Genomic DNA, 26,548 nt, shown 5'->3' with positions numbered 1-26,548 from the left:
TTCTGTGTACTTTGCAGAAATTAAGGCACCTGTCCAGGGTCTCAAGACGCACGCTGATCCCTCAGGAGTCGGCCTTTCTCCGTTCCGGTACACTCTGATACTCTAAAAAATATTTACTGATAAGAACAGAAAAAACGTAAAGGACTCCCCTTACGTTTTTTCTGTTCTGTCCCAACCTCTTCTAAATTTTTCTATTATGCTTATAGTACTCTACGAAAGCCTTCGTGAAACGCTATGAATAATCTTGCCACTCTCTTAAGACTACGCTGTGCCTGCCTATTCTTTTCATTGCCTGGGAAATGTAAAGACCCAACAAAACCATGTTTCAGCTCGTTGGGTCTTCATTATTATAGTCCGATTGAAAACAGAATAACCGCCACTGCAGCACCTAAAATAGGTACAACGACAGACAAAGCTCCAAATGCCGGATACGCGTCTTTATGTGTTTCACCAGCAATTGATCGAATCGTTGTGACAACATATCCTCCTTGAGGAAGTGAATCTAACGAACCTGAAGATATGGCTACCGTTCGATGCAATGCTTCGGGATCTACACCTAGGTCTAAATAGTGAGGAGCCAATAGTGGTAATGCGATCGCTTGTCCACCTGACGATGATCCGGTCAATCCAGCAATGACTGCTACTGCAAGCGCACCACCAATCAGTGGGCTTCCCGGAATATCTGTCATGACATTTACTGCAGCTTCGAAAGCCGGTGTCGCCTTGACTACTCCACCAAAACCAACGACCGCAGCTGTATTGGCGATAGCAATTACTGCACCCATCGCACCTTCTCCTACTGCGTGTCCAAAGTTTTGGAAGTACTTTTTATTCAAAATAAATGTGGCCAATATACCGCCACTTAAAGAAATAATTAATGCAGAGGTACCGAGATAGTTGTGTAACAGTAACGTGATGCCAAGAACTACTACTAATGGAATCATGCTCAGTATCGGATTCGGAAGAGATCTTTGCATATCTACTTCCTTATCCGTATCTCTTGCAATAAAGCCTTCTCCTTTAGCGACAGCTTTTGAAATCATTCTCTTCAGCCACCAATAACCGAACAAGAACATGAAGATTGCTACGAAAATACTGACTTCCCATCCTGCATACGGACTCGTTCCAAGGAACTCAATCGGAATCCAGTTTTGGATTTCAGGAGATCCTGCAGATGTCATTGTAAATGTGGTAGAACCAAATGCGAGTGCAGCTGGAATGAATCTTCTTGGCAAGTCAGCTTGTTTAAAAAGACTTAACGCCATCGGATATACCGAGAACGCCACCACAAACAAACTTACCCCTCCATACGTTAACACTGCACAAGCGATGACAACCGCTAAGGCTGCTCTTTTCATACCAATTTTACTGACAATCCATTGGGAAATACTATCGGCACCCCCACTGTCTTCCATAACTTTACCGAATATCGCACCCGTTAAAAACATTAAATACCAAGAAGCGATAAATCCTGTAAAACCACCCATATAGTTCGTTAAGAAATTCACCGCGCCTTCTTCTACTAACTGTGGGAAAAGCGGGATGCCATTCATAATTGCGATAAACAATGCGGTAATGGGCGCTGCAATGAGAAGGTTCATCCCCTTCATTGTCAAAAAGATTAAGATCGCAAGTCCCCCAAAAAGGCCGATCATTCCTAACATAGTCATTCCTCCTAATTACCTTGCCACCTTAAAAACTTGCTTTATCTTTTGCCATATCGATCTACTCGGAGTTGTGCTTGTCTAGCATGTCCTTCAAAGTTCTCTAGCAAACAAAGGCGTGCTGCGTACTCACCGATATATGCAGAGGCTTCAGGAGTTACTTTCTGATAAGTAACTGTTTTGATGAATTTACCGACCCATAATCCACCCGTGTACCGAGCTGCTCCCTTAGTCGGCAATGTATGGTTTGTACCAATTACTTTATCTCCGTAAGCAACATTCGTCTCGGGTCCCAAGAACAGGCAGCCGTAGTTCGTCATGTGCTCGAGGAAGTAATCGGGATTTTCTGTTAAAATCTCCACATGTTCGAATGCTAAGCGATCTGCTTCGATCCGTGCTTCTTCAATAGAATCCACGACTAATATTTGACCATAATCTTCCCAAGACACACTGGCTACATCTGCCGTCGGAAGCGTTTCCAATTGACGTGCGATTTCTTTAATTGTTTCGTGTGCAAGTTCTTCAGATGTCGTAATCAACGCTCCAGGAGATGTCGGTCCATGCTCTCCTTGACCAAGAAGATCAATCGCAATCATTTCCGCATCTGCTGTATGGTCCGCTACTACTAATGTCTCTGTTGGACCTGCAAATAAATCAATTCCTACACGTCCGTATAATTGACGTTTCGCTTCAGCAACAAATGCATTACCAGGTCCGACAATCATATCGACAGATTCAATTGTTTCTGTTCCGATTGCCATTGCCCCCATCGCCTGAATGCCGCCAAGTAAATAAATTTCATCTGCTCCTGCTAAATACATTGCGGCAATAGTCGCTTTCGGAATTTCACCATTAATTGGTGGTGTACATGCAATAACCCGCTTCACTCCTGCAACTTTTGCAGTCAACACACTCATATGTGCAGACGCAACCATTGGATATCGTCCGCCTGGGATGTAACAACCGACACTGTTCACCGGAATATTTTTATGCCCAAGAATAACCCCAGGAATATCTTCTACTTCCACATCATGCAAAGAAGCTAGCTGTGCTTCTGCAAACGCTTTTATATTAGTTTGTGCAAATTTAATGTCTTCGATCACACTATCAGGTACTTGTGCAACTATTTCTTTAATTTCTGATTCACTCAGTCTGAAAGATTCTGGAGTCCATTTATCAAATTTCTCGGAAAGTTCACGTACTGCTTGATCTCCACGACTTTCTACGTCTTTTAATGCTGCAGAAACAATTTCAGAAACCTTTGTGTCGTTTGCTACTACTTCTTCTTGAGATTTACCTGCTTTAATTACTTTAACCATAATTACGCCTCCTATTTTTAACCGCTTACATTCTGTTTTTTCTGTAAACTAATTTTGGTAATGTATAGAATGCTCAAGCAAACTTCACTCTGCATACGTATGCATTTGAGTCTACGTCAAAATACTAGTCTAAATTTTCGTCAAAGTCAACAACTTTATGTCGTTTTCCTTTCAATTAGTTTCCCATCCACTTCTATCGTTTGTACAAATCCTGTATAAGATGTCACCTCTTCCATCAAATACGTTACCGTTGCTTCAATCATTTCTTCGATTGGCTGCTCCCATGTCGTCAAATCATAAGCAGGCCAAGAAGCCATACCGATATTATCAAATCCAACAACCCTAGTATGTTCAGGTATTCGGATTTCATGTTTGCGAAGAGCATCTAATAGCCCAAGTGCCATAATATCGTTCGCCACAAAAATTGCAGACGGTAATTGATCTTCTTCAAGCAAAGTGATTGCTGTGTCATACCCACCTTCATACGTATAGTCTGAATTGTACGTACGGTATGTAACATTTTGCTGATCGAGTACTTCACAAAAACCCTTTTTACGTTCGATACTTGTAGAGGTATCTTCATTCCCGGTGACCAATACTAAATCCGTAGACCCTGTAGATACTAAAAATTGCGCAATAGAGCGTCCAGCTTCTAAATTATTGCAACTCACTGAATGAAACACATCAGTATGAGGCTTTCTATTAAAGAAAACTAGAGGGATGTGATTCTTTTTGAACTCATCCCCAACTTTTTCAGAAATTGTAGCATCAGTCACAATTACGCCCGCCACATGATAGTTCAGTAAGGTTTCAACATCCTCACCTTGAATTTCATCATTATTAGTGGAGACAAATAAAATACTATAACCTTGTTGTTTGAAAATGGAACTAAATCGTTTCAATACATGCGCGTAGAATGGATTCTGAACACTCTTCATTACAAGGCCAATAATTTTGGATTGGTTTGTAATTAGGCTTCTCGCGTATACGTTGGGACGATAGCCAAGCTCTGCTGCTGCCTCAAGAACCCGTTTCCTAGTTTTATCAGAAACAGACGCCCCTTCAAAATATACTCTTGAAACAGACGATTGTGAAACGCCCGCCAACTTAGCGACATCCATCGCCGTTACGGTTTCTCTCATATTCATTCATTCCTTTACCATGTTTTTCAATTATATGTAATAGTTTAACTAGTGCTTTTTTGTTCAATCTAATGAATTATATAGTATGGACTCAAACATTTAAAATGAAATCTACTTTGAAGGTAGTGAAAATAACAATTCACATAAACCTTTACTGAATACAAAATCGTAATTTTACACGGAAATAAACAAAAAACTGCCAGGTACCAACACAGTTATCATGTGCTCGTACCTGGCAGCTTACAGTGTAATGAACGACTTCGTAATATACTTCAGCGAAAGCAATACCACTTATTAACGTAACGCACCTTCTGCTTCCGGAATATTATTCATGTCAATAGCATTCAATTTACAGAAATAGTCCATAAACTCTTTCGCTTCTTTGATCTGTTCTTCATCCGTCTTTAACGCGATAATATCTTGTAAAATTTGGGCAGTCCAAATATTATCAAAGTAACGGAATGTACCAGAGTTCCATGAAGTACGGTCAGGATAGTTTTTATTTCTATAGTAATTCCAGAAGAGCATTTTCTCAGCTTCTTCTTCTGTAAGTTGAATTCTATATTCAGGATGGGTAGGGACCAATCCGTCCTCGCCAATGCTTCCAGTAAATGTGTCACCAACCATGAAGAGACCTAGAATAGTTCTTTCCGTTTCTACTTGATCAGGAGTTCTCACTGTTAGAATACCTGCACTGTTTGGACGCAAACGAGTTACTGGGTTAGGTAATCCTTTATTCTTCCCGCTTTGAATGCTTCCAGTCGATACTTCCCAATCGGTAAACACATCTGACTGTCTTTCTTGATCTAACCAGAAAACAATTTGTGAACTTTCGTGAATTTTGTGGTTCTTCAATATTTCTCTACGTTGCTGTTCTAACACCTGGATAGCCTTTTCTTCCTTACGTTTCTTTTCCAGAATTTTCTCTTCTGCTCTCCGTTCCACAAAAACCTTCTCTAAAGACTCTGCCATACTTCGATTGTTTAAAGTAATAAAATTCTCAAATGCATCCGGATAGACAAATCTTTTTAGATTTTTATTGAAATCAACGGTGATAAACGACTCCTCGTGTTCTACAATATTTCCTTCACCAAACACGTTATGAGTAATTTCTTCATTAATTAAATTCACTAGAAAATCTCCTCCTATAAATTCTTTGATCAAAGCTTTACAGTTAACTGATTAAAAATACGTGAAATTCTACACGTCATTTCATTGAAATAAAACAATCCTTGTTGCAAATTTAAAAAATGCGCCCTTCATTCCTTTCCGGAATAAGCTGCGCAGGATTGTTGCATGCCGTCCTGTTTACTTGTACTTATACAGTATAACACATAATCAGAAATTTCTCAAATTCATGGTTGACATTGAACATTTGTTTATCGTATAATATACGATTCTGATTTTACAAGACTGTGTATGGAACTAGTTTTATTCTTCATAGTTTCAATATGTAACTCTTACTTGCTGCATGATCATGGTGTTTTACTATCATGGAAACAGCAGCTGAATGGGGCTTTATATGTACTGTCCGTCCCCTTGCGAAACTCTCTTTCATGTCTATTTGATGCGAAATGGAAAGCTTCTCAATAGTATTCAAAGTACCCCCCTTATAGTTTATTCCCCAGAAAATACTCACGTTTAGTTTCTTAATTACATGCACCTAAACTGTGTATATTATGAAACAAATAGTTATTTCTTTTCAACTATTCATCCATTCCTACTATATTATTCTTCACACATGCCATGTATAACGGAAGGGTTACTAGATTGCTCAAATTTTCTACAAATCAAAAAGCACCGCTAGCTTTCAGCGGTGCTCTTATCAATCTATTTTATTATTGTACGGTTTCTTCAACTGGTAATTGTTCTTTAACATAACGCAATACAGGCTTACGTGCTGCCTTTGTTTCATCTAGACGACCGATGACTGTTGTGTGCGGTGCTTCTTGAACGATTTCAGGATTCTCTTCTACTTCTTTGGCGATTTGAATCATCGCTTCGATGAAGTTATCCAATGTTTCTTTTGATTCTGTTTCTGTCGGTTCGATCATCATTGCCTCTTCCACGTTCAACGGGAAATAAATCGTAGGCGGATGGTAGCCAAAGTCTAGCAAACGCTTCGCCATATCAAGTGTACGTGCACCAAGCTTCTTCTGACGACGACCAGACAAAACAAATTCGTGTTTACAGTGCTGTGTATATGGCAGGTCGAAGTATGGCTCTAGACGACGCATCATATAGTTCGCATTGAGTACCGCGTATTCCGTTACAGCTTTTAAGCCGTCTGGACCCATTGAACGAATATACGTATACGCACGTAGGTAAATACCGAAGTTACCATAGTAAGGCTTCACCCGACCAATGGATTGTGGCACGTCATAGTTCAATATAAAGCGATCATCTACTTTTTCAACAACTGGTTTCGGCATGAATGCAGCCAGTTCATCCGTTACACCTACCGGACCTGAACCTGGCCCACCGCCACCGTGAGGACCTGTGAACGTCTTATGCAAGTTCAAATGAACCGCATCAAAGCCCATGTCGCCAGGGCGTGCTTTAGACATAACTGCGTTCAAGTTCGCTCCATCATAATACAACTTTCCGCCGACTCCGTGAACCACTGCCGCCATTTCTAGAATGTCTTCTTCGAAAAGACCGAGCGTATTTGGATTCGTCAACATCAATGCTGCTGTATCAGGACCTACTTTCGACTTCAAATCTTCAAGATCTACTAAGCCTTTTTCATTCGACTTGACTGTTATTGTATCAAAACCAGCAACCGTCGCAGAAGCTGGATTTGTACCGTGTGCGGAATCGGGAACAAGTACTTTCGTACGTTGGGTATCACCGTTCGCTTCATGGAAAGCACGGATCATCATCAATGCTGTCCACTCACCGTGTGCACCCGCTGCTGGTTGTAATGTAACTTGTGGCATACCTGTAATTTCAGCCAAGTGTTCTTGCAGATCGTACACTACTTCAAGTGCACCTTGTACAGTAGATTCGTCTTGTAGCGGGTGAACGCGTGAAAATCCTGGGAAACGGGCAACCGCTTCGTTGATTTTCGGATTGTATTTCATCGTACAAGAACCTAATGGATAGAATCCTGTATCGACGCCGTGATTCCGATTGGACAATGCAGTATAGTGACGCATGATATCCAACTCGGATACTTCGGGCAGTTCTGCATCTTTCGTACGAATGACGCCTTGAGACAAAATGGATGTAACATCTACTTCAGGCACATCTAATTCAGGTAAGCTATAACCGATTCGACCTGGTTTGGATAGTTCAAAAATGAGTGATTGATTGTCCTTATGCATGGATAGCCTCCAGTTCTTGCACGTATGCATCGATTTCTTCTTTCGTACGTTGTTCCGTTACAGCGATCAGTGCGTGATTCGCCAGATTTTCATCAACAAGACTAAGATCATACCCACCAATGATTCCTTGTTCAAGCAGGCGTTTATTGACATCTTTAATAGGTGATTTACAATCCACTACGAGTTCATTGAAATGCGCAGGACCGAATTTTACTTCGAAGCCAGCTTTTTCAAATGCTTGTTTCGCGTAAGCTGTTTTCGCGATGTTCTGATAGGCGATTTCTTTAATTCCTTCTTTACCAAGAGCTGTCATCGCAACAGATGCTGCAAGAGCGTTCAGTGCTTGGTTCGAACAAATATTGGATGTTGCTTTGTCACGACGAATATGTTGTTCACGCGCTTGCAATGTCAATACGTATCCTCTACGTCCTTGATCGTCATTCGTCTCACCAACTAGGCGGCCAGGAACTTTACGCATCAATTTTTTCGATACGGCGAAATATCCACAGTGTGGCCCACCGAATGATTCCGCGATTCCGAATGGTTGTGCATCTCCAACCGTAATATCCGCTCCAAGTGCCCCAGGGGGCGTCAATAGTCCAAGTGCAAGTGGATTCGCCGAGACGATCGATAATGCACCATTTTCATGTGCAATATCACTGATCGCCTGAAGATCTTCTACTTGTCCGTAGAAGTTCGGATATTGTACGAGTACTGCTGCAGTCTCACCATCAATCATTTCTTTCAGCTTATCGAGATCCGTTACACCATTTGTATGTGGAATCGTTACCACTTCAATGTATTGCCCGTCAGCGTAGGACTTCACTACTGCATGTGATTCGTTGTGAACAGTAGAGGACACAAGTAATCTCTTACGACGTGTATGACCTGCAGCAAGAGTTCCTGCTTCAGCAAGTGCCGTGCCTCCGTCATACATCGAAGAGTTCGCTAACTCCATGCCAGTCAATTCACAGATCATCGTCTGGAATTCGAAAATCGCCTGTAACTCACCTTGTGAAATTTCGGGTTGGTATGGCGTATACGCCGTATAGAACTCAGAACGTGAGATGACATGATCTACGATAATCGGACGATAATGATCATAGACTCCCGCTCCTAGGAACGAAGCATAATCTTGAGCGTTAATATTTTTCGCTGCCAAACGTCCAAGTTCTTTTAATAGAGATGTTTCGGATTTCGCAGGTTTGATCTTGTACTCACCTTTGAATCGCACTTTTTCCGGAATATCCGAAAATAGTTCATCGATGGAAGAAATTCCGATTGTTTCAAGCATGTCTTTCTGGTCTTGCTCCGTCATAGGTAGATAACGATGCTTCATAATAATTTTACCCCTTTTCACTTATGATCTTTTATAGAAAGGTGTTGCAATGACTTTTGCCTTTAGGCGTTTGGTGCGGATTTCCACTTCAACTTCTGTGTCGAGCTCCGTGAACTTTGTAGACAGAAGCGCAAAACCAATATTCTTCTTTAATGTAGGAGACTGTGTGCCAGTTGTTACTTCGCCAATCTCTTTGTCACCATCAAATACTTTATAACCTGTACGAGGAATCCCTTTATCGATCATTTCAAGTCCAACAAGCTTACGTTCCACACCTTGTTCTTTTTGCTTCACAAGAATATCTTTACCAATGAAATCTTCTTCCTTATTCACTTTTACGACGAAACCAAGTCCTGCTTCTAACGGAGAAATGTCCTCTCTTAGTTCTTGACCGTAAAGTGGTAGTCCCGCTTCAAAGCGCAATGTGTCACGCGCACCAAGTCCTGCAGGTACAACCCCCTCTTCTTTGCCTTCTTGCAAAATCTTTGACCACAGATTCTGGATTGCTTCGGGTGTACCGTAGATCTCAAATCCATTTTCCCCTGTATAACCAGTACGTGAAACGAGTACATCTTCACCGCCCACTTGAACATGTTCTTTAAAACGGAAAAATTTGATTTCTTCCAGCGACTCTTTCGTTAGTTTCTGTAATACAGACTCCGCCACCGGACCTTGCAGTGCAAGTAACGCGTAATTTGATGATTGGTTATCGATAACGACATTGTCGGTTTGTTGTTTTTCCATCCAAGCTACATCTTTTTCGATATTCGACGCATTGACTACTAGTAAATAGCGCTCTTCCTCTAATTTATAAATTAAGAAGTCATCGATCGTTCCACCTTGCTCATTACACATCACAGTATATTGCGCTTGGCCGATCTTCAATTTGGAAACGTCATTCGTTACGAGTTTCTGCAAATAGTCGAGTGCTCCGCTACCACTGATAAACACTTCTCCCATATGCGAGACATCAAACAAACCAGCTTTTGTCCGAACGGCTTCGTGTTCTGCTTTAATACTCGAGAACTGTACAGGCAACTCCCAGCCGCCAAAGTCGATCGTCTTGCCTCCATACTCTTTATAACTTTCAAATAACGGCGTACGTAATAATTGATTCGTCAAACTGTTTCCTCCTTTTTGTTCTGATCAAGGAACGATCAGTATGTAATTCATCAAAAAAAGGACAGGGGTCTCCTATAAAAGAGAACCCCTGTCCTTTTGCCTGAAAGCTTTACAGTTTCCATACTTTCTTCGGCCGCTGATTACTCAGCACTCTCCAGAGATGCGTCATGTATGCGTTTTGTTACCTGAGAGATTCATAACATTCGTTACTTGCTCCTTCGGCGGCGCCTAATGCGCGCTCTCCCCATACAATCATTCGCATGATTCAATTAATTTTTTCTTCACTGATATCTTAACATTTCATATAAGTAAGCGCAATCTATTTATTAAAAGTGCATAAAAGCGAATGATAGCTTGATCACAAACTAAAACATTCGCTTTTACAATGAGTTATTGATATCTTTCGATTTGAAAGATAATATATTCTGCAATATCCGTTAAAGATTTGCCTGTTGTCTCCACTGTGAAATGAGCAGAGTGTAAATACTTCGGCTTGCGTTTTTTATAAAGTGCTTTTAATTCTTGCCGCGATGATTGTTGTACAATCGGACGATTGACATCAGTCGAGATTCTGCGCCAAATATCGCGGAATGATGCATTGAGGAAAAATACGATGCCTGATTCGCGCATCAGTTGAATATTTTCTTCTTTTACCGCAACGCCTCCGCCAGTCGCTACAATACAATATTCTTCAGGGAATTTTTCGAGGAATTCTGTCTCCAGCTGCCTAAAATACAGTTCCCCGTACTGATCGAATATCTCAGGAATCGTCATGTGCATTTGTTCTGAAATTTCATGGTCCATATCAAAAAACGGAATACCTGTTAGCGTATGCAGCCGTTTACCGATTGCGCTTTTTCCACATCCCATGAATCCGACTAAATAAATCCTTTTCATTTTCATCCATCCCGTTTCATTAATTCAACTGCTTTATGCTCATAATAGGTTTCGAGCCAGTCGTATATTCTGTAGATACTATCATGCCATGAAACGAGGGAGAAAAGAAAGAGACTTACGCAAAATAATAAAACAATCGCGAAAATAAATGATCCTCCCTTCTCATTTTTGATATAAACCAATAGCAAACGTCCTTTCTTTACGTATACCATCCTTCATTTCGACAGCAAGCTTCAATTCGCTATCTTTCACAGTAAATTTACTGGATTTCACATTCATTAATAAAGGGACATGACCTGTTCCATTCACAACTTTACGAAGCATTTTATCGTATTGCTGTATAGTAATCTTTCCTCTTTTAGTATGGAACGTGAAGAGAGTAGGTTTTACTTCCTCCACTCCAGTTACTTCTTCCAACAATTCCTGTAATTCCAAAGAAAATAACTCCCACTCCCCTAGTAGATCTCCTTGATAAACTTTCTCTATGGGGGCTTGCCAGTAAAAAAATAGAATTGCAAATTGAATCAACATCGTGAATATAAGTAAATGAACGATACTCTCAACTAATGAATATCCTTTTTCATTCAATTGCTTCATAAACTCACACATTTACGTTTTTCAATTTGTTGTATTTCATATGCAACGCAGATCTGTCTATCACTAACCATCCAATTATAATGCAGATCTTCATGTGTTTTGTGTCCTGTTGTTTGTCCCGACGATTTATATAAAATAGCCGCTTGATAGGAGGTTTGGGCTGCAATCATTGCTTGCTTTTTTTCGGTAGCAGATGACGTCAATATGTCGGCCAACGGTAAAAGAGATCCGAAAATCACCATGACAACGAGTAACGACAACATAGCTTCTGGCCACGATTGCCCTTTTTCATTCATTGACGATCATCCTTCCTCTTTCAAACTGAAATGAGATGAATATTTCACCTTTGCTTTGTGTGAAAAAGATCATCTTCCCTGTTTTGACCATGTATCCGGTTTCAGCAAAATCCAATCTGTTAAGTGAAGATTGTTTAGTCCTGCCCATGCCTTCAGGAAATGATCCATGAATCACAGTTTCCGCCATGTTATTTTTTACCACCTTGTACGTAGTTCCACCGTCACTAAATATCAAAGCGATATTTTCCTTATGTGTCATGGCATACAATTGCGCCTCATGAACAGTAGTAATGAATTGCTTCAGTGCTTCTTCTTCACTTCTTCTTTGCAAGTGCTTTTCACTAAACGGAAGAATGACGGCTGTTAAAACCATCATGATAGATAGAACAAGCAAAAGTTCCAAGAAGGTAAACCCTTGCTGACCTTTAATAGCTTTCTTAGCCACCGCCATTTGACGCCGTCACTTTACCGTCTCCCGCAATTGAAATTGTGTTACCATTCGGACATGCTGGATTTTCGGGTAAATATCCATCTGTTGTTAGCGACGAAATCGTGGGAATCGTTTTTTTATCCATCTTATATGCTTGCACCTGGCCCTCTACCATTTTGACATACGCTTCACAGCCCTTTTCATCTATCGATTTAGAATGCTTCGTAACGTTCGGGATTGCGATTAAGATCAATACGGTAATGATCAACAACACGATCATCATTTCGATTAAAGTAAAGCCTTTTTCATTCTTCAGCAATTCTTTTCCTCCTTTTAGATACTGTCGATCATTTTATAAACTGGCAATAAAATAGATAAATAGGACAATAAAATACAAACTGCAAGGACACCAAATAAGGCAGGCTGTAAGATCGTTATCCATTGATTGACCTTTTCCTCCAACTGTTCATTTGTGTGTTCGCTATACAGTATGAGTTCTTTTGGTAAGTAACCGGTATCTGCCCCGTGTTTCGCAAAATCTGCGAGGCGTGGTGATAAACCATCTGTTAAACGGATTGCCTCGTGTAAAGATTCACCATAAATGACATGTTCACTTAGTTCGTTAGTAATCACCGATAATATAGGATCTTCTGTTTGCTCCTTTAGGACAGCTAATGCGCTTTGCATAGAAAGTCCAGATTGTAACAAACTTCCGAGCTCACTGGCAAAATCCCTAGTTTTCATTTCACTATAGAACGTATTGATTCCAGGGACTTTTAATACATAGCGTAAAACTTCAAAAGGGGACAACTTTTTTAACCACATTCGGACTAAAAGAAAACCAACAGCTAGTATAAAGGACGCAGTTAACAAAAGATCCGGTATAGAAGAGACGAGTTTTGGTAGCAATTGGACAATCCCGCCCTCGTTATTTGCCCGCATTACAGTTAACGCTTCGAAATTCGGCAAGAAAAATTGTCGAAATGCCACTAATAAAATGAGTAAGAAAGAGAATAGAACAATTGGATACGCCAATAGTTTTCGTATTTGTTTCTGCTTCTCCGCCTTTCGATTGACGCGGTCTGCTACTTCTTTCAACGCGCGCATCAAGTTGCCGTCCACTTCTGCAATGACAATCGGCAACATCATACTTTTACCGAAACCTAAACTCTTCAAAATATGTGAAACGCCATACCCCATCTTTAATTCCTCTTCTACTTGCCGAAGTTTCTCATCGTATTCTTTCGTATGATAGGGCAAGATCAGAATGAGTCCTTCATGAAAGGTATATCCTTCTTGTAGTAATACCGAAAGTCGCACTAAAAACTCCGCTGGCTTTGTTAACTTCTTATTGGAAGTAGGTCTGTATAATTTAATCCGTGCCATATAGCACCTTTTCATACAAAGCTTGCTGTACTTCGATTTTCTTATGAGTAGGAGGCGAAAACCGTAGACCATTCAACATGGATTCCGTAGCTACTTGTAGATCTGATTCCTGCAATATTTCAAAAACCGCTGCCGTATCTCCAGACTGTTGTGTAATCAATCGCTGAGCGGATATCGCGATAATGGTCTGTCTAAGCTCTTCTACATGAATACCGAGGTCCAGTAAACGATACAAGCAACCTACAGGATCTTTTGCATGAATTGTGCTAAGAACCAAGTGTCCTGTCAACGCTGCTTCTACTGCGATTTTAGCTGTTTCTGCATCACGTATTTCTCCAATCATAATGACATCCGGAGAATGGCGCAAAATCGCTTTCAATCCAGCAGAATACGTAATACCAGAACGTTCATTCACTTGAATTTGTAGTAAATGACTATGATTATTTTCTACCGGATCTTCGAGTGAAATGACATGACGTTTGAGTTCGGATACACAATGGGATGTCAATGAATATAATGTAGTTGTTTTACCAGAGCCAGTAGGTCCAGTGACGAGGAATAGTCCTTGTTTGCAAGCAGCGGCTTCTGCCAATTGCTGCGTCCATTCGGGATCGAGACATAGCTGGTTGAGCGGCACGATTTTATCATGCTTCTGAATACGAATCGCGACACTTTCCCTCAATTGAATAGACGGAATCGTCGAGACGCGAAAAGAGAAGTTGCAGTCGAAAAAGGACTGATGAAAGGAACCACTTTGTGGACGTCGTTGTTCACTGATATCTAAAGAAGATAAAAACTTATAGAATGAAATTAAACGACCACCTAATATATGAGGATATTGACCGATTTTTGAAAAATACGAGTGCTTGCGAATCGTCACGTCATATCCTTCTGTCGTAGGTACAAAATGAATATCTGTAGCTCCAGACTTAATAGCTTTTTCAAGCAGTTGTACACAAGTTTTTTCTATAGGGTTCTTTTCAGTTTCCATAGTTCTCCCCTTTCTCTATTCGACAAAAGACCACTTTTTATCTTGGAAAGAAGTATATATGGGAATTAAATTGTTTGAAAATGCACTACATTTGTGTGAATTCATTTTTCATAGTCATTATGGAGTCATAATTCATTTCTTTACGGCAATTCGATAGCAAAATTCAATTTTCATATTATTTTCATCACAGGTTCTGTTATACTGTTATCAGCTACTATCTTAATCCGTTCGTACAAGTACACTCTTTTGACACAATGTAAAATCGATTGGAGTTTACTTTTGGGCTGACGTTCTATTATAATGGATAAGAGCTTATTGTAATGTTTGTGAAGGAGGGATTCTTAGATGGATAATATGTTTAAACTTTTAGGATTCTGGTCAGGTATTTTTGCGGTAATGTTCTATGTAGGAAATATGGTTCCAGCTGCTTTACTTATGGTAGCAGGTACAATCTTCTTTGTTCTACTTGGATACTTGAAGCTTTCAGAGCGTATGTATATTTACCTATTCGGAGCATACCTGATGATCTTCATGGTTGGTTTCAGTTACTATTCAATTTTCATTCACGTACCTGGCGGAGGACACTAATCCGTACATACAAAAAACAGCTTCCACAAAGGCAAGCTGTTTTTTGTTTGCTTTATTTTGATCAAAATCCGTGCAAGTACGGATTTTTGTCTTTTTCAATTCCAGGTGTTGTCGCCGGTCCGTGTCCTGGATAGATCAACATTTCGTCGTCTAGTGTCAATAACTGTTCGTGAATCGCATTAAGCAACGTTTCCGTATCACCTCCAGGCAAGTCGGTACGACCGACGCTACCTTGGAACAACGTATCACCTACGATTGCAAATCCTTCATCTTCAAAGATATAGCAAACGCTTCCTGGGGAGTGTCCTGGCACATGACGCGTCTCCATCTTAAATGGACCTACTTCCAATTGCTTTTCATCACGTAGTAGTACGTCAGCAGGATTACAAATGACGTCAGGTAATACCGGATATTTAGCGGAACCGTTTAACTCAGGATTCGCAAGCCATTTCTTTTCCGCCACATGCAAGTACACAGGAATATCATAAGCAGTTCGAATCTTCTCCAACGCCCCGATATGATCAAAGTGTGCATGCGTCAGCAAAATGGCAACCGGTTTTAGCGACAACTTTCGTAATTCCGATAATAATGCCTCACCATCTTCACCTGGATCAAATAGTAGACAATTTTTCTTTTCATCTTCCACTATGTAGCAATTCGTCTGAATTGGACCTAATGGATGTATATGTACCCTCATTTAATTCACCTCTTTGTCTAATATTAATGAATGTGGACACAAACTTCAAATAATCGTCATTATTTAATCTCGACAAAACGATTCATTAACAGTACAATAGAGGAGGAATATCGCTTTATGGCATTCATTTTTTCAATGTTGAAAGGAGTGTCTACTCAATGAATTTATTAGTCATCATTTTTGGATTGATTGCAATTTTAGCAGTCTTTGGAACGGTCCAAGCTTTTAAAGAGCGGAATCTGTTAAGTATAGTTTTCAATGTGGTAACGGTTGTAGTTATCGGAGGATTTACGATCGCTACTGTCATATATTCTGGATACCCGCCACAACTACACAAATAAGTTCCAAAAAATAAGGACACCCCTTCATTGGGATGTCCTTATTTTTATGTTAAGATTCGTAGAGTGATTAGTCATGATGTATCCCTTTTATAGTAAAGCTTACTCCACTCGCCCAATCTCCAACCACTTTACCGTCTCACCGGTCTCAATATCAATCCAAGTATCCAAACTATACCCCGTCAGACACTTGTTACCTTCGCAATCTAGAGTGCCGCCTTCTGGTAGCTCTTGGCGCTTCACTTCCTCACCATCTTCTATCTTCACTAGAAAACTAGTTGGCATCATCTCGGTTTGATTAGTAACAGTCATCATCCATGTATTCTCATTTAAAAGAACAGCTCGATCCATCACGAATGCATCATCTTCAGCAAGCCAAGAGTTTTTCTCTTCTCCAGTAGAATTTAGTACTGCATACCGTACTTGCTCACCTTCAAATGATTCAATCAATACCCGATCTGTAGCTGAATGAAATTGGTTGGTATTATTCGCAAGTGTAGTCTTCTCTCCTGTAGACAGTGATTGTTTCCATACATTAGCGTCTTCTATGTACACCAACTCTTCAGTACCTAACCAATGGGGGAATGGATCAGGGAGTTCCACCGCTACCAATGTATCGTTATTTGCGTCATAGCGCATAATTTCGTAACTCCAGTCATCAGAGAAAGCAGTTATAAGTATTTGTGAAGCGTCGATACCGTTCCATTGTATTTCAAGCTCTGAGGATGCTACCGACACTTCGTTTAGTGGAGTACCTGCATGATCAAGTATATGTAGGATGGCTTCCGTTGGGTCGTCCGCTGTTTTGACTAGTAGTTGTTCAGCAGTAGGATGAACTTGTACTTCAGAAATCGTTGAAGAAGTGGTAAATATCGTATGTATATCTCCGGTTTGCAAATCATACGACAGCAGACGGTCTTCGGTATCTGTGTGAGCGACGAATAAAATCGCCGTTTCATTCAACCAGCCTACAACAAAACGAATATCATCTTGCGAAGCCGTAAGGGTTTTTACTGGTTCGACTTCATTTTCTACTGATTGTTCTTCGGTTTCAATATCTTCAGATTGCGTACATGCTATTAAAAAAACTGAGCATACTAATGGGACGAGTATTCTCTTCACTTTTTCACTTCCTCTACTTTAATTAAAAAAGCTGCACGGCATAGGCAGCCGCGCAGCTCATCAAGTTATTTACTTTCATTCAGTTCAGGACTGCCATCTGGCCTTTCTTTGAATCGAAGCAAGTCACCATTGATGATGGTATCTGAATAATTTAATTCAGTATTGGCACGCTCAATATACGGCTTACATGGCGCTGCATCTGATGCTGGTTCTCCTGTTTCGATATCATAGCAAATTTCCTGCGCGTAAATATTTTTGTCCGTGACAAGACGGCCATCACGGAAAATGACGAATGGTTCACGATCTGGTGAGAATAAATCAGAACCGAATTGCATATCTGCTTTTGTATCAATTCCAAGTAGGTGAAGAATGGTAGGACGAATATCTACCTGTCCACCAAGCTCATGCATTTGCTTACCTTTACCAGACCCTGGCATATGAATGAACAATGGAACTTTTTGAAGTTCTGCATTATCGAATGGTGTAATTTCTTTATCCATGTACATACCCATTGCTTTATTGTGGTTTTCGGAAATACCATAATGGTCTCCGTACATGACGATGATCGAGTCTTCATACAAACCACTTTCTTTCAAGTCTTCAAAGAACTCCTTAACCGCTTCGTCCATATATCGAACCGTCTGGAAATACTTATTCAACGTGTTGGAATTTGATGTGTATTCAGGAATTAATTTATCCTGTTCATCCAAATCAAATGGATGATGGTTTGTTAGTGTAATCATTCGTGTAGCAAATGGCTGTTTAATATCTTTCATTAAATCAACTGATTGATGGAAAAACGGAATATCTTTCATTCCCCAGTTGACTGCTTCGTCTTCACCGATTGTGTAGCTATCTACATCATAGAACTTCTGGACATTAAGCGCTTTGTACATAATATCGCGGTTCCAGAAACTCTTGCTATTAGCGTGCATGACACTTGTAGCATAACCATTCTCTCCTAGTCGTTCAGAAAGCGAGTTATACGTATTACCGCTGTGCGTAAAGAATACTGCACTACCATTACGTCCATATAATGAGTTCTCTACGATAAACTCGGAGTCAGACGTTTTCCCTAATCCAGTTTGCTGATAAAAGTTGTCAAAGTAGAATGTATCTTTATCGTTTGTTAATTCATTCAAGAATGGAGTAATTTCATGTCCATCCATGTCATTGTTAATAACAAAGTTCTGCAATGACTCAAGTGAAACGATAATGACGTTTTTGCCTTTTGCAGTACCGAACATTTTCGGATCCGGTTGTGCGTGGTTGGCTTTGACGTAGTTCTCTATTTCCGTCAATTCCGTCCCATCAGCAAATGTACGTTGTGCATGGGATTTGGATTGAACGAATAAATCATATAAATGGTAATTATACGTACCAATGTTTTTAACGAGTAATTCGCGGTCAAAACTTCTTGTCAATAGCTGTGGGCGCTGCGCTTCAGCAAGAGCCAAGTTGAACATCATCAACGTAGCAGCTGCTGCGAAATACACTTTGCGTCCCATTTTACGGCTTGACTCTTGAATTGGCCCTTGCTTAAAGAAGCGAATGGCTATAAAAATAATCAAGGCGTCAGAGAAAAAGAATAGATCCAGAAGTCGCAAATTCTCAGTAATAGAAGAACTTAAATCTGCAAAGTTACTTGTCTGGAACAATAGAGGCAGTGTAATAAAGTCCGTAAAGAAACGATAGAACACAGCATTGGCAAACATGATAAAAGAAGTAATTAAACTAACCGCTAAAATATATCGGTTACGTGTTTTCGTCTTTTTAATAAATAAAGCAACCCCGTAAATAAATAATAGAAATGCCAAGGGGTTAATTAGTAGAATAAATTGTTGCATAGCATTATCGATCTTCATATTGAAACTGGTGAAATACCCTATGTAGGTAGTTAACCAAGTTGCGATTACAGCGATAATGAGTACGGAATGCTTAGGCCATGAAAATTTTCTCATTCCATCTCTTCCTTTCGTTTCGTTTAGATACTGTTTTATAGTCTTCATATATATAGACGTTTGACTGCGTGAAAAGTTTCACATGAGACGAGGAATGAGTAGTTCGTATATTGTTAGCTAGTTGTTAGCTCGTTTGTTCTCTTCTCAAAACAAGCAATGCTTGAATATATGTTTGTTGATCAATAAATTGATGGTCATACAGTTCTTTGACTACGGACTCCATCACCATGCTGTCCTGTCTTTTATCGCCTGTATAAATGATTACACCAAAACGTTTAAGCAATTTCATCACGTCATAAAATTCATTCATTTTCTTCACGAGCTTTCTGACAATCTATAATATGTTCGTCTGTGTAAATATAGGACACCGGAACATCGTGCGGCTCCCTAACTATATTATGACGGATTTGACAGTCAAATGCCAGTGATATCGTTTGAAATGGAAAATTTATCAAATAACGATCGTAGTAACCGCCACCGAATCCAATACGATAACCAGTCTCTGAATACACGACACCCGGTACAATTTGCAAGTCTATGTCTTCAGGTTTTATAGGCTCTGTCAGATCAATCTTCGGTTCTTTTAAATCCATATAGACCACTTCTGTTTGATCAAATGAATTGATCAGACGAAAATCCATTTCTCTCGTAGAAGAAATACATCGTGGAATCGCAATTCGCTTTCCAGCTTGCCAGGCGGTTTCTATCAAACGATGCGTGTCCACTTCCGGAAATCTGGATAATGTGATTCCGATGGTCTCCGCATGCTTAAATTCATCCGAAGCAAGAACTTTATCTCTTATAATGGCTGATTTCCGTTCGTGATCAGATGGAGTTAATTGATGTAATTGCTGTATAACCTGTTTTCGAAGAAGCTGCTTTTCCACTGTATTACCTCCCGTAAGAAAAAACCAAAACCGAAGCAGGTTTTGGTTTTAATGATTATTTCGTTTCACGGTGCAAAGTTTGCTTTTTTTCACGTGAGCAATATTTCATCATTTCAATACGTTCTGGATTGTTACGCTTGTTTTTCTTAGTAATATAATTACGCTCTGCACATTCTGTACAAGCGAGTGTTACGTTTACGCGCATTACTGTCCCTCCCACTCAATAGCTATAGATATAAGTAAAACATGAGCATGATCTATACGACTAATATATTATACCATAGTTTTATTCATTGTACAGTAAAAAATATTCAATTATCATTCATCAAATGCTTATGGTATTATGAAGGAAAATCTAGTTATTTTGGAGGGAAACGGTATGGATATCCCCTTAATCTTACTCAGCATTGGTGTATTGGCTGTCATTCTTTCATTTATAGTGGGAAATAAGACTCGTGCAATTGATGATGAGTTGGAAAATGTATCGATCAGTCTCCATCAGGAAACGAGTAATCTAAAAAAAAGAGTACGATTGCTTGAAGAAGAATTGATGGTCGCATCCCCTGCTCCAGAACCCATTGCAGTAGCACCTCAAAAACCAATACACGCAATTATTGTTAATCAAATTACCTCCCTTCACAAGCAAGGCTATACGATCCCCGAGATTGCAAAACGCGCTTCACTCAGTGAAAAGGAAGTAACTGAAGTGCTACATTCTAAAGGAGTGCGGTTGTCATGATCAAGGAAATATTGCGCGCTGTAGGTATAGGTTGTTTGATAGCCGGCGGTATTTTGTATTTTGTACAGCAGCAAACATCTGAAGGTGCGCTGCAAAAACAATTGGCTGATTCTAAGGAAGAAATAGCTATCCTTAAAAAGGAACTTGCCATTTCACAGACATTGTCGCGGAGAGAAGCTATTCGTAAACCGGAATCCGAACAAGAAACGATTCCAGCTGAAAATGAAGCGGATGAAATTGTTACAAAGAGTTTTACCGTAAAAGCAGGCATTACACCCGCTGAACTATCGCGGGAGTTAGAAAACGAAAAGTTAATACAAGATGCCGAAGCATTTGAACTATATATAATGGAAAATGAATATACCCGAAAAATCAAAACCGGTACATATGAATTACGCTCTGATATGCGCTTTCCGGAGATTGCTAGAATCTTTTTACACTTATAAAATAAAAGACGAAAACCAATTGGTTTTCGTCTTTTATTTTGATTGATCCTGTTTACTTCTGTATTCTCACATCCGGAGATGCACCGTCTGCTTTTGCGTTTCTCTGCCTTTTCTGTTCAAAATATACATCGAGTGCTTCTTTTGCGATTTCACTTGCTGTTGCGGATGGATAGCGTTTTGTATTCGTCGAAATATAGGGGACAATTACTGAATACGCAACTTCGGGTTTGTCCGCAGGAGCGTACCCTACATGAGACAAGTTAATTGTCGGAATAACGGGGTTGGATTTATTACCCGTATAATAAAACGATTCTGCGGTACCCGTCTTTCCCGCTCCCGTATACGGCGCACCCGCTAGTAATCCAGAAGCTGTACCGTTCGCTCCGTAGTACACATAATGCATACCTTTCTTTACTTGATCAATTTCCGCTTGAGAGTTTTTCAGGTGATTCAACACTTTTACAGGTGTTTCCTCAATTAGTTCGCCAAGTATCTCCCCATCTGGAGAGGGTTCACGAATTTCCTTTAAAATCTTCGGTGCTATACGATTCCCGTCAGCTGCAATAGTCGCAACATATTGTGCCATTTGCAAAGGAGTATACGTATCAAACTGTCCAATCGAGAAGTCAAGAAGTTTTCCGGGGATTGTTTCAGTACCGGTTACCCCTGTATATTCACCAGGTAAATCAATTCCTGTTTTAACACCTAATCCAAATGCCGCAAAGTTCTCGCGGAATGTATCAAAGGCTTTCTTGTCAATTGGTAATCCTTGACCTGGTCGGTATGTTGCTTTTCCTAATCCCATTGCAATGCGGAACATATATACGTTAGACGACCGACCGATAGCGGCAATATCGTTTAATGCCACTCGACCATTTGGATTAAACAACGACCGTTTGTATCTGCCACCAATATTGATCGGTTGGTCAATTTTCACCTCACCGATTCTTGCAGCTCCTTCATTATAACCTGTAAGCATCGTCGCCAATTTCACGGTGGATCCGACTTCATACGCTGAAGTAAACGTACCATATGTGTAATCTTGTATCGTCCATCGCCCTGTCGATTCGTCCTTTACTACTTTCTTACCGACAAGTGACAATATTTCTCCGTTATTCGGATCTAGCATGACAAGGAACGCTGATTCTAACGCACTTGTATTCGGACCTTGTTTTAAGCGCAATAATTTATTGGACACGACATCTTCAAGAGCCTTCTGCAAATCGGTATCTGTAGTCAACACTAGATCTTTACCGGGCTTTCCTTCTTTCACCGTTTTCGTTTCAACAACTTTTCCGGTACGGTCTTTGATATTTTTCACTATCGTTTTTTGACCTTTTAGTAAGTCTTCATAATACGATTCCAAATAACTTCGTCCGACGCGATCATTACGCGAATAATCTCTCGCTAGGAAATAGTTTACGTGAGAACGCGGAATTCCTTCTACCGGACTCGTTGTAGATCCTAGAATCGCACTATCGGATTTCTTGACCCGATCCCAGTCCGTAGTCGTATTGACGCCTGGCAGTTGATCCAACCTTTCAGACACAACAGCAAGTTCTTGATCGGTCACCCCATCGCTTTTGATGATTTGTGGTGAGTAGGCATAACCTGCCATCATTTCTCGATAAATTGCGAGTACTTCTATATCTTCCGCTGACAATGTAGCTAGTTCTTCGTCTGTGATTCGGTCACGCGTCAGCTGGTTAATCTCTCGTTGGATATCTTTTTGAGATTTATTGTCATCTTTACTGAGCTCTGCTTGCTCTTTCTTAGGTACTTTCTCTGCTGCTTTAACAGGGTTCAATAAAATCCAAAAATCCCGTTTGTCGCCTATTGTGACACGTTGTGTATCCTGATCGATCAATTGGGCAATTTTTCTTGCAAGCGCAAGCATTTCTTTTGTTGTCGTGGAGGATGTTTTCGTATACGTAATGGCATTTTTCGCTTCATTGTCTATGAGTACTTTTCCCGAACGATCAAAGATTCTTCCACGCGGCGTGCTCGTGTTGACCGCAATCTCTTCGGTTCGTTCAAGACTGCGTGCATAATCTTCCCCCTTGACGATTTGCATATAACCTAAACGGAATATGAGTAAGGAAAAAAGGACGAAAATCGCTACAAATAAAAAATTCATTCGAAATGCAATATGTTGACGTTGACCCGCTTTTAGCGGCTCCGTCTTTTTCTGGTTTCTCTTCAACAGGAATCTCCTTTCTTAGGAAGTTTATGTATAAGAATTATAGCATGAAAATAATAAAGAACACACATCTAGACGAACTAGATGTGTGTCAGGTTTCAATTACTTATTGTCTTGGTAACGCTTTTCTACTTCATCCCAGTTTACTACGTTCCAGAATGCTGAAATATAGTCAGGACGACGGTTTTGATAGTTTAAGTAGTATGCATGCTCCCAAACGTCCAAACCTAGTAATGGTGTTTTACCATCCATATAAGGTGAGTCTTGGTTAGGAGTTGATGTTACTTCAATTTCACCGTTGTTTACAACAAGCCAAGCCCAACCTGAACCGAAGCGAGTTGTTGCAGCTTTAGCGAACTCTTCTTTGAAAGCGTCAAAGCTACCGAACTCCTTGTCGATTGCTTCTGCAACTTCTCCAGTTGGGTTGCCGCCACCGTTTGGTGAAAGGATCGTCCAGAACAATGAGTGGTTAGAGTGCCCACCACCGTTATTGCGGACTGCTGTACGCTTGTCCTCTGGAACCTTGTCCAAGTTTGCAACTAACTCGTCAACAGGCATATTAAGAAGTTCTTCGTGACCTTCTAATGCATTGTTTACGTTTGTTACGTACGTGTTGTGGTGTTTCGTGTGATGGATGTTCATCGTTTCTTTGTCGATGTGTGGCTCCAACGCATCATATGCGTATGGTAGTTCTGGTAATGTATAAGCCATTTTCCATTCCTCCTCTAATTTATCTCTGTTTTGCCCTACCTCTTCACATTATCAAAATATGAGTCAGCATTCAAAGAAAATGGACTGTTAACGGAGAAAAAATAGAAAAATGACAATCATGACCACCATAATAATACCTTTTACAACAACGGATGTCAGAAAACCAACAACAGAGCCGATTCCTGTGCGGAAAGCCTGTTTGATACTTGTACGAGTAAATATCAGTTCTGCAATAATGGCACCAAGAAAAGGTCCAGCTAGAATACCCACGACAGGAATGACGAATGGACCTATGAGCAGTCCAATCGTACTTCCCCACATACCTGCTTTGCTGCCTCCGAAGCGTTTAACACCGACGAGATTAGCGAGTGTATCCGCTCCGAACAATAACAAAACGAATAATACTTGAATCACCCAAAACAACCACGTTAACTCCTCAAATGAAACGAACGCTCCATAAAGCAGGAAACCCGCCAATATAAATACAACAGATGGAATGACAGGGTAGATCAATCCGACAAACGCGATCGCGAACATGATAATTGCCAATGTCCAACCGATCCATAACATAGCTGTCACTCCTTATTTCATTATACGTGCTTGCCTAAAATTGCTTCCGCAATGTTTACTGCATGGTCACCAATTCGCTCAAGGTTCGAAACGATATCGACGAACACCATGCCAGCTTGTGCACTACAATGTCCTTCATTCAAACGGACAATATGATTTTTACGGAATCGGCGTTCCATGTTATCAATTAGATCTTCTTTCTCTGAAACGACACGCGCTAGATCTGTATCGTCTGAGTCTAGTGATTCAATCGCTTTTTGAACAGTTTCAATTGTCAATGTAAACATTTCTGAAAGATCTTCCATCGCGTCATCTGTCAGCTTCAATTTATTGGTTTCACGTAAATCTATTAGCTCGATGATGTTTTCAAAATGGTCACCAATTCGCTCGATATCCCGGACAGTATCCATTAATAAGACGTGCCGTCCGGATTCAGCTGGCGAAACGATGACTACAGATACTTCTACTAAGTAATCTGTAATTTTACGGTCGAGATTGTTGATGGCATCTTCAATTTGATACGCTGTTTCCGCATATTTTTTCTGACCTGTCTTCAAATACTCGAACGATTCCTGAAGCCCTCGGACACTGAAATCACCCATTCGGACAATTTCTTCCTTGGCTTGTCCTATCGCGACAGCTGGTGATTGTGTGATGAAGCGACGGTCGAGATGTTTCGGTTTATACTCGATCGTCACATCCTCGCCCGGTATCATCTTCGTAACTAGATATGCCCAAGCACCGATGAACGGAAATTGTAGGACGGTATTGGCGATGTTGAATGAACCGTGCGCAAATGCGATTTGCATCTTGCTTTCGAGATTCAAGATACTCGCCATCCATTCTACATACGCTGTAAATGGTATGAGCAGGATCATAAAGACAATGGTACCGACTATATTGAATAGTACGTGAACAGCTGCCGCTCGTCTTGCTGCAACAGATGCACCTAGTGCCGCAAGTACTGCAGTAATTGTCGTTCCGATGTTATCACCGAATAAAATCGGCAATGCAGCCTGCATTGTAACCAAGTCTTCAGCGAATAGTCCTTGCAAGATTCCGACAGTCGCACTGGAGCTCTGTACGATTAGTGTGAAGATTGTTCCCGCTACGACACCCAGCAATGAATGTTCACTCATTGCTAGTGTGAAATCAGCAAATGCTTCTAATGATCGTAATGGCTTCATTCCGTCACTCATTAATTCAAGTCCTAAGAACAATCCACCGAAACCGAAGATGACTTCACCTAGGTTTTTAACTTTGGCCTTACGCACGAAGAAAATTAAAAAGGCACCGAATGCCATGATCGGTAATGCATATGCACCGACGTCTAGACCAATAATAAACGCAGTCACAGTCGTACCGATATTGGCGCCCATAATGACGCCGATTGCCTGACGGAGTGTCATGAAACCAGCACTTACCAGACCAACAGTAATAACAGTTGTTCCGGAACTAGACTGGATTAACACTGTTACGATAATACCGACAAGAATCCCCATAAATGGATTGGTAGTAAAACGGTCTAAGATCGCACGAAGTCTGTCCCCTGCAGCCTTTTGCAATCCATCCCCCATGTACTTAATTGCGAATAGGAAAATTCCTAAGCCTCCAAGAAATTGGAATGCCACTTCTTGCCAGTTCACTTCCATTTAAATGTCAACCTCCATCAAACGTTTTATGTATGATTTCTAACTGCCCTTCACCTCTTGATATTGGTGTGAAGTTTCAACCTATTATGAGAGTTGTATACGTCAATTGTAAAGTGTCCTACCGCAAT

Annotated in this window: 28 protein-coding genes and 1 riboswitch; of the genes, 4 read left to right on the top strand and 24 right to left on the bottom strand. The window is 40.5% G+C overall.

The window, feature by feature from the left end; genetic code table 11:
* Positions 1-347 precede the first annotated feature (347 nt).
* The 14 genes from CSV74_RS03400 to comGA form a co-directional block, all read right to left on the bottom strand.
* Positions 348-1,664 carry a GntP family permease gene (locus CSV74_RS03400; RefSeq protein ID WP_099669228.1) on the bottom strand — a complete coding sequence of 439 codons (1,317 nt, stop codon included), beginning with the start codon at positions 1,662-1,664 and terminating at the stop codon, positions 348-350.
* A 41-nt stretch (positions 1,665-1,705) separates the two neighbouring features.
* Positions 1,706-2,983 carry a histidinol dehydrogenase gene (gene hisD, locus CSV74_RS03395; protein WP_099669227.1) on the bottom strand — a complete coding sequence of 426 codons (1,278 nt, stop codon included), beginning with the start codon at positions 2,981-2,983 and terminating at the stop codon, positions 1,706-1,708.
* Between the two features lie 155 nt (positions 2,984-3,138).
* Positions 3,139-4,125 (bottom strand): LacI family DNA-binding transcriptional regulator, encoded by a 987-nt coding sequence (locus CSV74_RS03390; RefSeq protein WP_158231740.1) that lies wholly within the window; start codon positions 4,123-4,125, stop codon positions 3,139-3,141.
* Positions 4,126-4,419: 294 nt separating this feature from the next.
* Positions 4,420-5,256 (bottom strand): hypothetical protein, encoded by an 837-nt coding sequence (locus CSV74_RS03385; RefSeq protein ID WP_029054534.1) that lies wholly within the window; start codon positions 5,254-5,256, stop codon positions 4,420-4,422.
* A gap of 707 nt (positions 5,257-5,963) precedes the next feature.
* Positions 5,964-7,451 carry an aminomethyl-transferring glycine dehydrogenase subunit GcvPB gene (gcvPB, locus tag CSV74_RS03380; RefSeq protein ID WP_099690551.1) on the bottom strand — a complete coding sequence of 496 codons (1,488 nt, stop codon included), beginning with the start codon at positions 7,449-7,451 and terminating at the stop codon, positions 5,964-5,966.
* Positions 7,444-8,790, bottom strand: a complete 1,347-nt coding sequence (gcvPA, locus tag CSV74_RS03375) for an aminomethyl-transferring glycine dehydrogenase subunit GcvPA (protein WP_099690550.1) — start codon at positions 8,788-8,790, stop codon at positions 7,444-7,446. Before gcvPA ends, gcvPB begins: the two co-directional genes overlap by 8 nt.
* A 21-nt stretch (positions 8,791-8,811) precedes the next feature.
* Positions 8,812-9,912, bottom strand: coding sequence for a glycine cleavage system aminomethyltransferase GcvT (gene gcvT, locus CSV74_RS03370; protein WP_099690549.1), 1,101 nt, complete (start codon positions 9,910-9,912; stop codon positions 8,812-8,814).
* A 163-nt stretch (positions 9,913-10,075) separates the two neighbouring features.
* Positions 10,076-10,168, bottom strand: a riboswitch (glycine riboswitch).
* Positions 10,169-10,302: 134 nt separating this feature from the next.
* Positions 10,303-10,809, bottom strand: a complete 507-nt coding sequence (locus tag CSV74_RS03365) for a shikimate kinase (RefSeq protein WP_099690548.1) — start codon at positions 10,807-10,809, stop codon at positions 10,303-10,305.
* Positions 10,810-10,971: 162 nt separating this feature from the next.
* Complete coding sequence (gene comGF, locus CSV74_RS03355; RefSeq protein WP_158231739.1) at positions 10,972-11,406, bottom strand: competence type IV pilus minor pilin ComGF; 435 nt, start codon at positions 11,404-11,406, stop codon at positions 10,972-10,974.
* Positions 11,403-11,702: a type II secretion system protein gene (locus CSV74_RS16465; RefSeq protein WP_143560736.1), complete on the bottom strand. Its 300-nt coding sequence runs from the start codon at positions 11,700-11,702 to the stop codon at positions 11,403-11,405. Before CSV74_RS16465 ends, comGF begins: the two co-directional genes overlap by 4 nt.
* Positions 11,695-12,147, bottom strand: a complete 453-nt coding sequence (comGD, locus tag CSV74_RS03350; protein WP_158231738.1) for a competence type IV pilus minor pilin ComGD — start codon at positions 12,145-12,147, stop codon at positions 11,695-11,697. The genes CSV74_RS16465 and comGD overlap by 8 nt, the downstream gene beginning before the upstream one ends.
* Complete coding sequence (gene comGC / locus CSV74_RS03345) at positions 12,140-12,451, bottom strand: competence type IV pilus major pilin ComGC (RefSeq protein WP_099690545.1); 312 nt, start codon at positions 12,449-12,451, stop codon at positions 12,140-12,142. The genes comGD and comGC overlap by 8 nt, the downstream gene beginning before the upstream one ends.
* 14 nt (positions 12,452-12,465) lie before the next feature.
* Positions 12,466-13,518, bottom strand: coding sequence for a competence type IV pilus assembly protein ComGB (comGB, locus tag CSV74_RS03340; RefSeq protein WP_158231737.1), 1,053 nt, complete (start codon positions 13,516-13,518; stop codon positions 12,466-12,468).
* On the bottom strand, positions 13,505-14,509 hold the full coding sequence (comGA, locus tag CSV74_RS03335) for a competence type IV pilus ATPase ComGA (protein ID WP_099690543.1): 1,005 nt from the start codon (positions 14,507-14,509) through the stop codon (positions 13,505-13,507). The genes comGB and comGA overlap by 14 nt, the downstream gene beginning before the upstream one ends.
* 345 nt (positions 14,510-14,854) lie before the next feature.
* Between comGA and CSV74_RS03330 the strand changes: the two genes are divergently transcribed.
* Complete coding sequence (locus tag CSV74_RS03330) at positions 14,855-15,097, top strand: DUF2626 domain-containing protein (protein WP_029054524.1); 243 nt, start codon at positions 14,855-14,857, stop codon at positions 15,095-15,097.
* A 61-nt stretch (positions 15,098-15,158) separates the two neighbouring features.
* Here CSV74_RS03330 and CSV74_RS03325 read toward each other — a convergent pair whose 3' ends face one another.
* The gene (locus CSV74_RS03325; protein ID WP_099690542.1) at positions 15,159-15,794 is read right to left on the bottom strand and encodes an MBL fold metallo-hydrolase; all 636 of its coding nucleotides are present in this window, start codon (positions 15,792-15,794) and stop codon (positions 15,159-15,161) included.
* A 158-nt stretch (positions 15,795-15,952) separates the two neighbouring features.
* Here CSV74_RS03325 and CSV74_RS03320 point away from each other — a divergent pair, with 158 nt between their 5' ends.
* Positions 15,953-16,135, top strand: coding sequence for a DUF2759 family protein (locus CSV74_RS03320; RefSeq protein WP_029054522.1), 183 nt, complete (start codon positions 15,953-15,955; stop codon positions 16,133-16,135).
* Positions 16,136-16,234: 99 nt separating this feature from the next.
* On the opposite strand, the gene CSV74_RS03315 is transcribed toward CSV74_RS03320, so the two are convergent.
* The 5 genes from CSV74_RS03315 to rpmG all read right to left on the bottom strand — a co-directional run bounded on the left by CSV74_RS03315 (position 16,235) and on the right by rpmG (position 20,307).
* Positions 16,235-17,254: a YqgU-like beta propeller domain-containing protein gene (locus tag CSV74_RS03315; protein ID WP_099690541.1), complete on the bottom strand. Its 1,020-nt coding sequence runs from the start codon at positions 17,252-17,254 to the stop codon at positions 16,235-16,237.
* Between the two features lie 65 nt (positions 17,255-17,319).
* Entirely contained in the window at positions 17,320-19,215 is a 1,896-nt protein-coding gene (locus tag CSV74_RS03310) for an LTA synthase family protein (protein ID WP_099690540.1), read from the bottom strand.
* Between the two features lie 124 nt (positions 19,216-19,339).
* Positions 19,340-19,525, bottom strand: a complete 186-nt coding sequence (locus tag CSV74_RS03305) for a YqgQ family protein (protein ID WP_099690539.1) — start codon at positions 19,523-19,525, stop codon at positions 19,340-19,342.
* Positions 19,518-20,102 carry a 5-formyltetrahydrofolate cyclo-ligase gene (locus tag CSV74_RS03300; protein WP_029054518.1) on the bottom strand — a complete coding sequence of 195 codons (585 nt, stop codon included), beginning with the start codon at positions 20,100-20,102 and terminating at the stop codon, positions 19,518-19,520. The genes CSV74_RS03305 and CSV74_RS03300 overlap by 8 nt, the downstream gene beginning before the upstream one ends.
* Positions 20,103-20,157: 55 nt before the next feature.
* On the bottom strand, positions 20,158-20,307 hold the full coding sequence (gene rpmG / locus CSV74_RS03295) for a 50S ribosomal protein L33 (RefSeq protein ID WP_029054517.1): 150 nt from the start codon (positions 20,305-20,307) through the stop codon (positions 20,158-20,160).
* A gap of 174 nt (positions 20,308-20,481) precedes the next feature.
* Here rpmG and CSV74_RS03290 point away from each other — a divergent pair, with 174 nt between their 5' ends.
* Both CSV74_RS03290 and CSV74_RS03285 read left to right on the top strand, forming a co-directional pair.
* Entirely contained in the window at positions 20,482-20,841 is a 360-nt protein-coding gene (locus CSV74_RS03290) for a hypothetical protein (protein ID WP_099690538.1), read from the top strand.
* Positions 20,838-21,287: an endolytic transglycosylase MltG gene (locus tag CSV74_RS03285; protein WP_099690537.1), complete on the top strand. Its 450-nt coding sequence runs from the start codon at positions 20,838-20,840 to the stop codon at positions 21,285-21,287. Before CSV74_RS03290 ends, CSV74_RS03285 begins: the two co-directional genes overlap by 4 nt.
* Positions 21,288-21,339: 52 nt before the next feature.
* On the opposite strand, the gene CSV74_RS03280 is transcribed toward CSV74_RS03285, so the two are convergent.
* The 4 genes from CSV74_RS03280 to CSV74_RS03265 form a co-directional block, all read right to left on the bottom strand.
* Positions 21,340-23,490 (bottom strand): peptidoglycan D,D-transpeptidase FtsI family protein, encoded by a 2,151-nt coding sequence (locus tag CSV74_RS03280; protein ID WP_099690536.1) that lies wholly within the window; start codon positions 23,488-23,490, stop codon positions 21,340-21,342.
* A gap of 99 nt (positions 23,491-23,589) precedes the next feature.
* The gene (locus tag CSV74_RS03275) at positions 23,590-24,198 is read right to left on the bottom strand and encodes a superoxide dismutase (RefSeq protein WP_099690535.1); all 609 of its coding nucleotides are present in this window, start codon (positions 24,196-24,198) and stop codon (positions 23,590-23,592) included.
* Between the two features lie 87 nt (positions 24,199-24,285).
* Positions 24,286-24,768, bottom strand: coding sequence for a DUF456 domain-containing protein (locus tag CSV74_RS03270; RefSeq protein WP_029054513.1), 483 nt, complete (start codon positions 24,766-24,768; stop codon positions 24,286-24,288).
* Between the two features lie 20 nt (positions 24,769-24,788).
* Entirely contained in the window at positions 24,789-26,420 is a 1,632-nt protein-coding gene (locus CSV74_RS03265) for a Na/Pi cotransporter family protein (protein WP_029054512.1), read from the bottom strand.
* Positions 26,421-26,548 lie beyond the last annotated feature (128 nt).

It is taken from the genome of Sporosarcina sp. P19, assembly GCF_002743165.1.
GTDB classification, from domain to species: Bacteria; Bacillota; Bacilli; order Bacillales_A; family Planococcaceae; genus Sporosarcina; species Sporosarcina ureae.
This window is presented reverse-complemented; position numbering and strand designations above follow the sequence as displayed.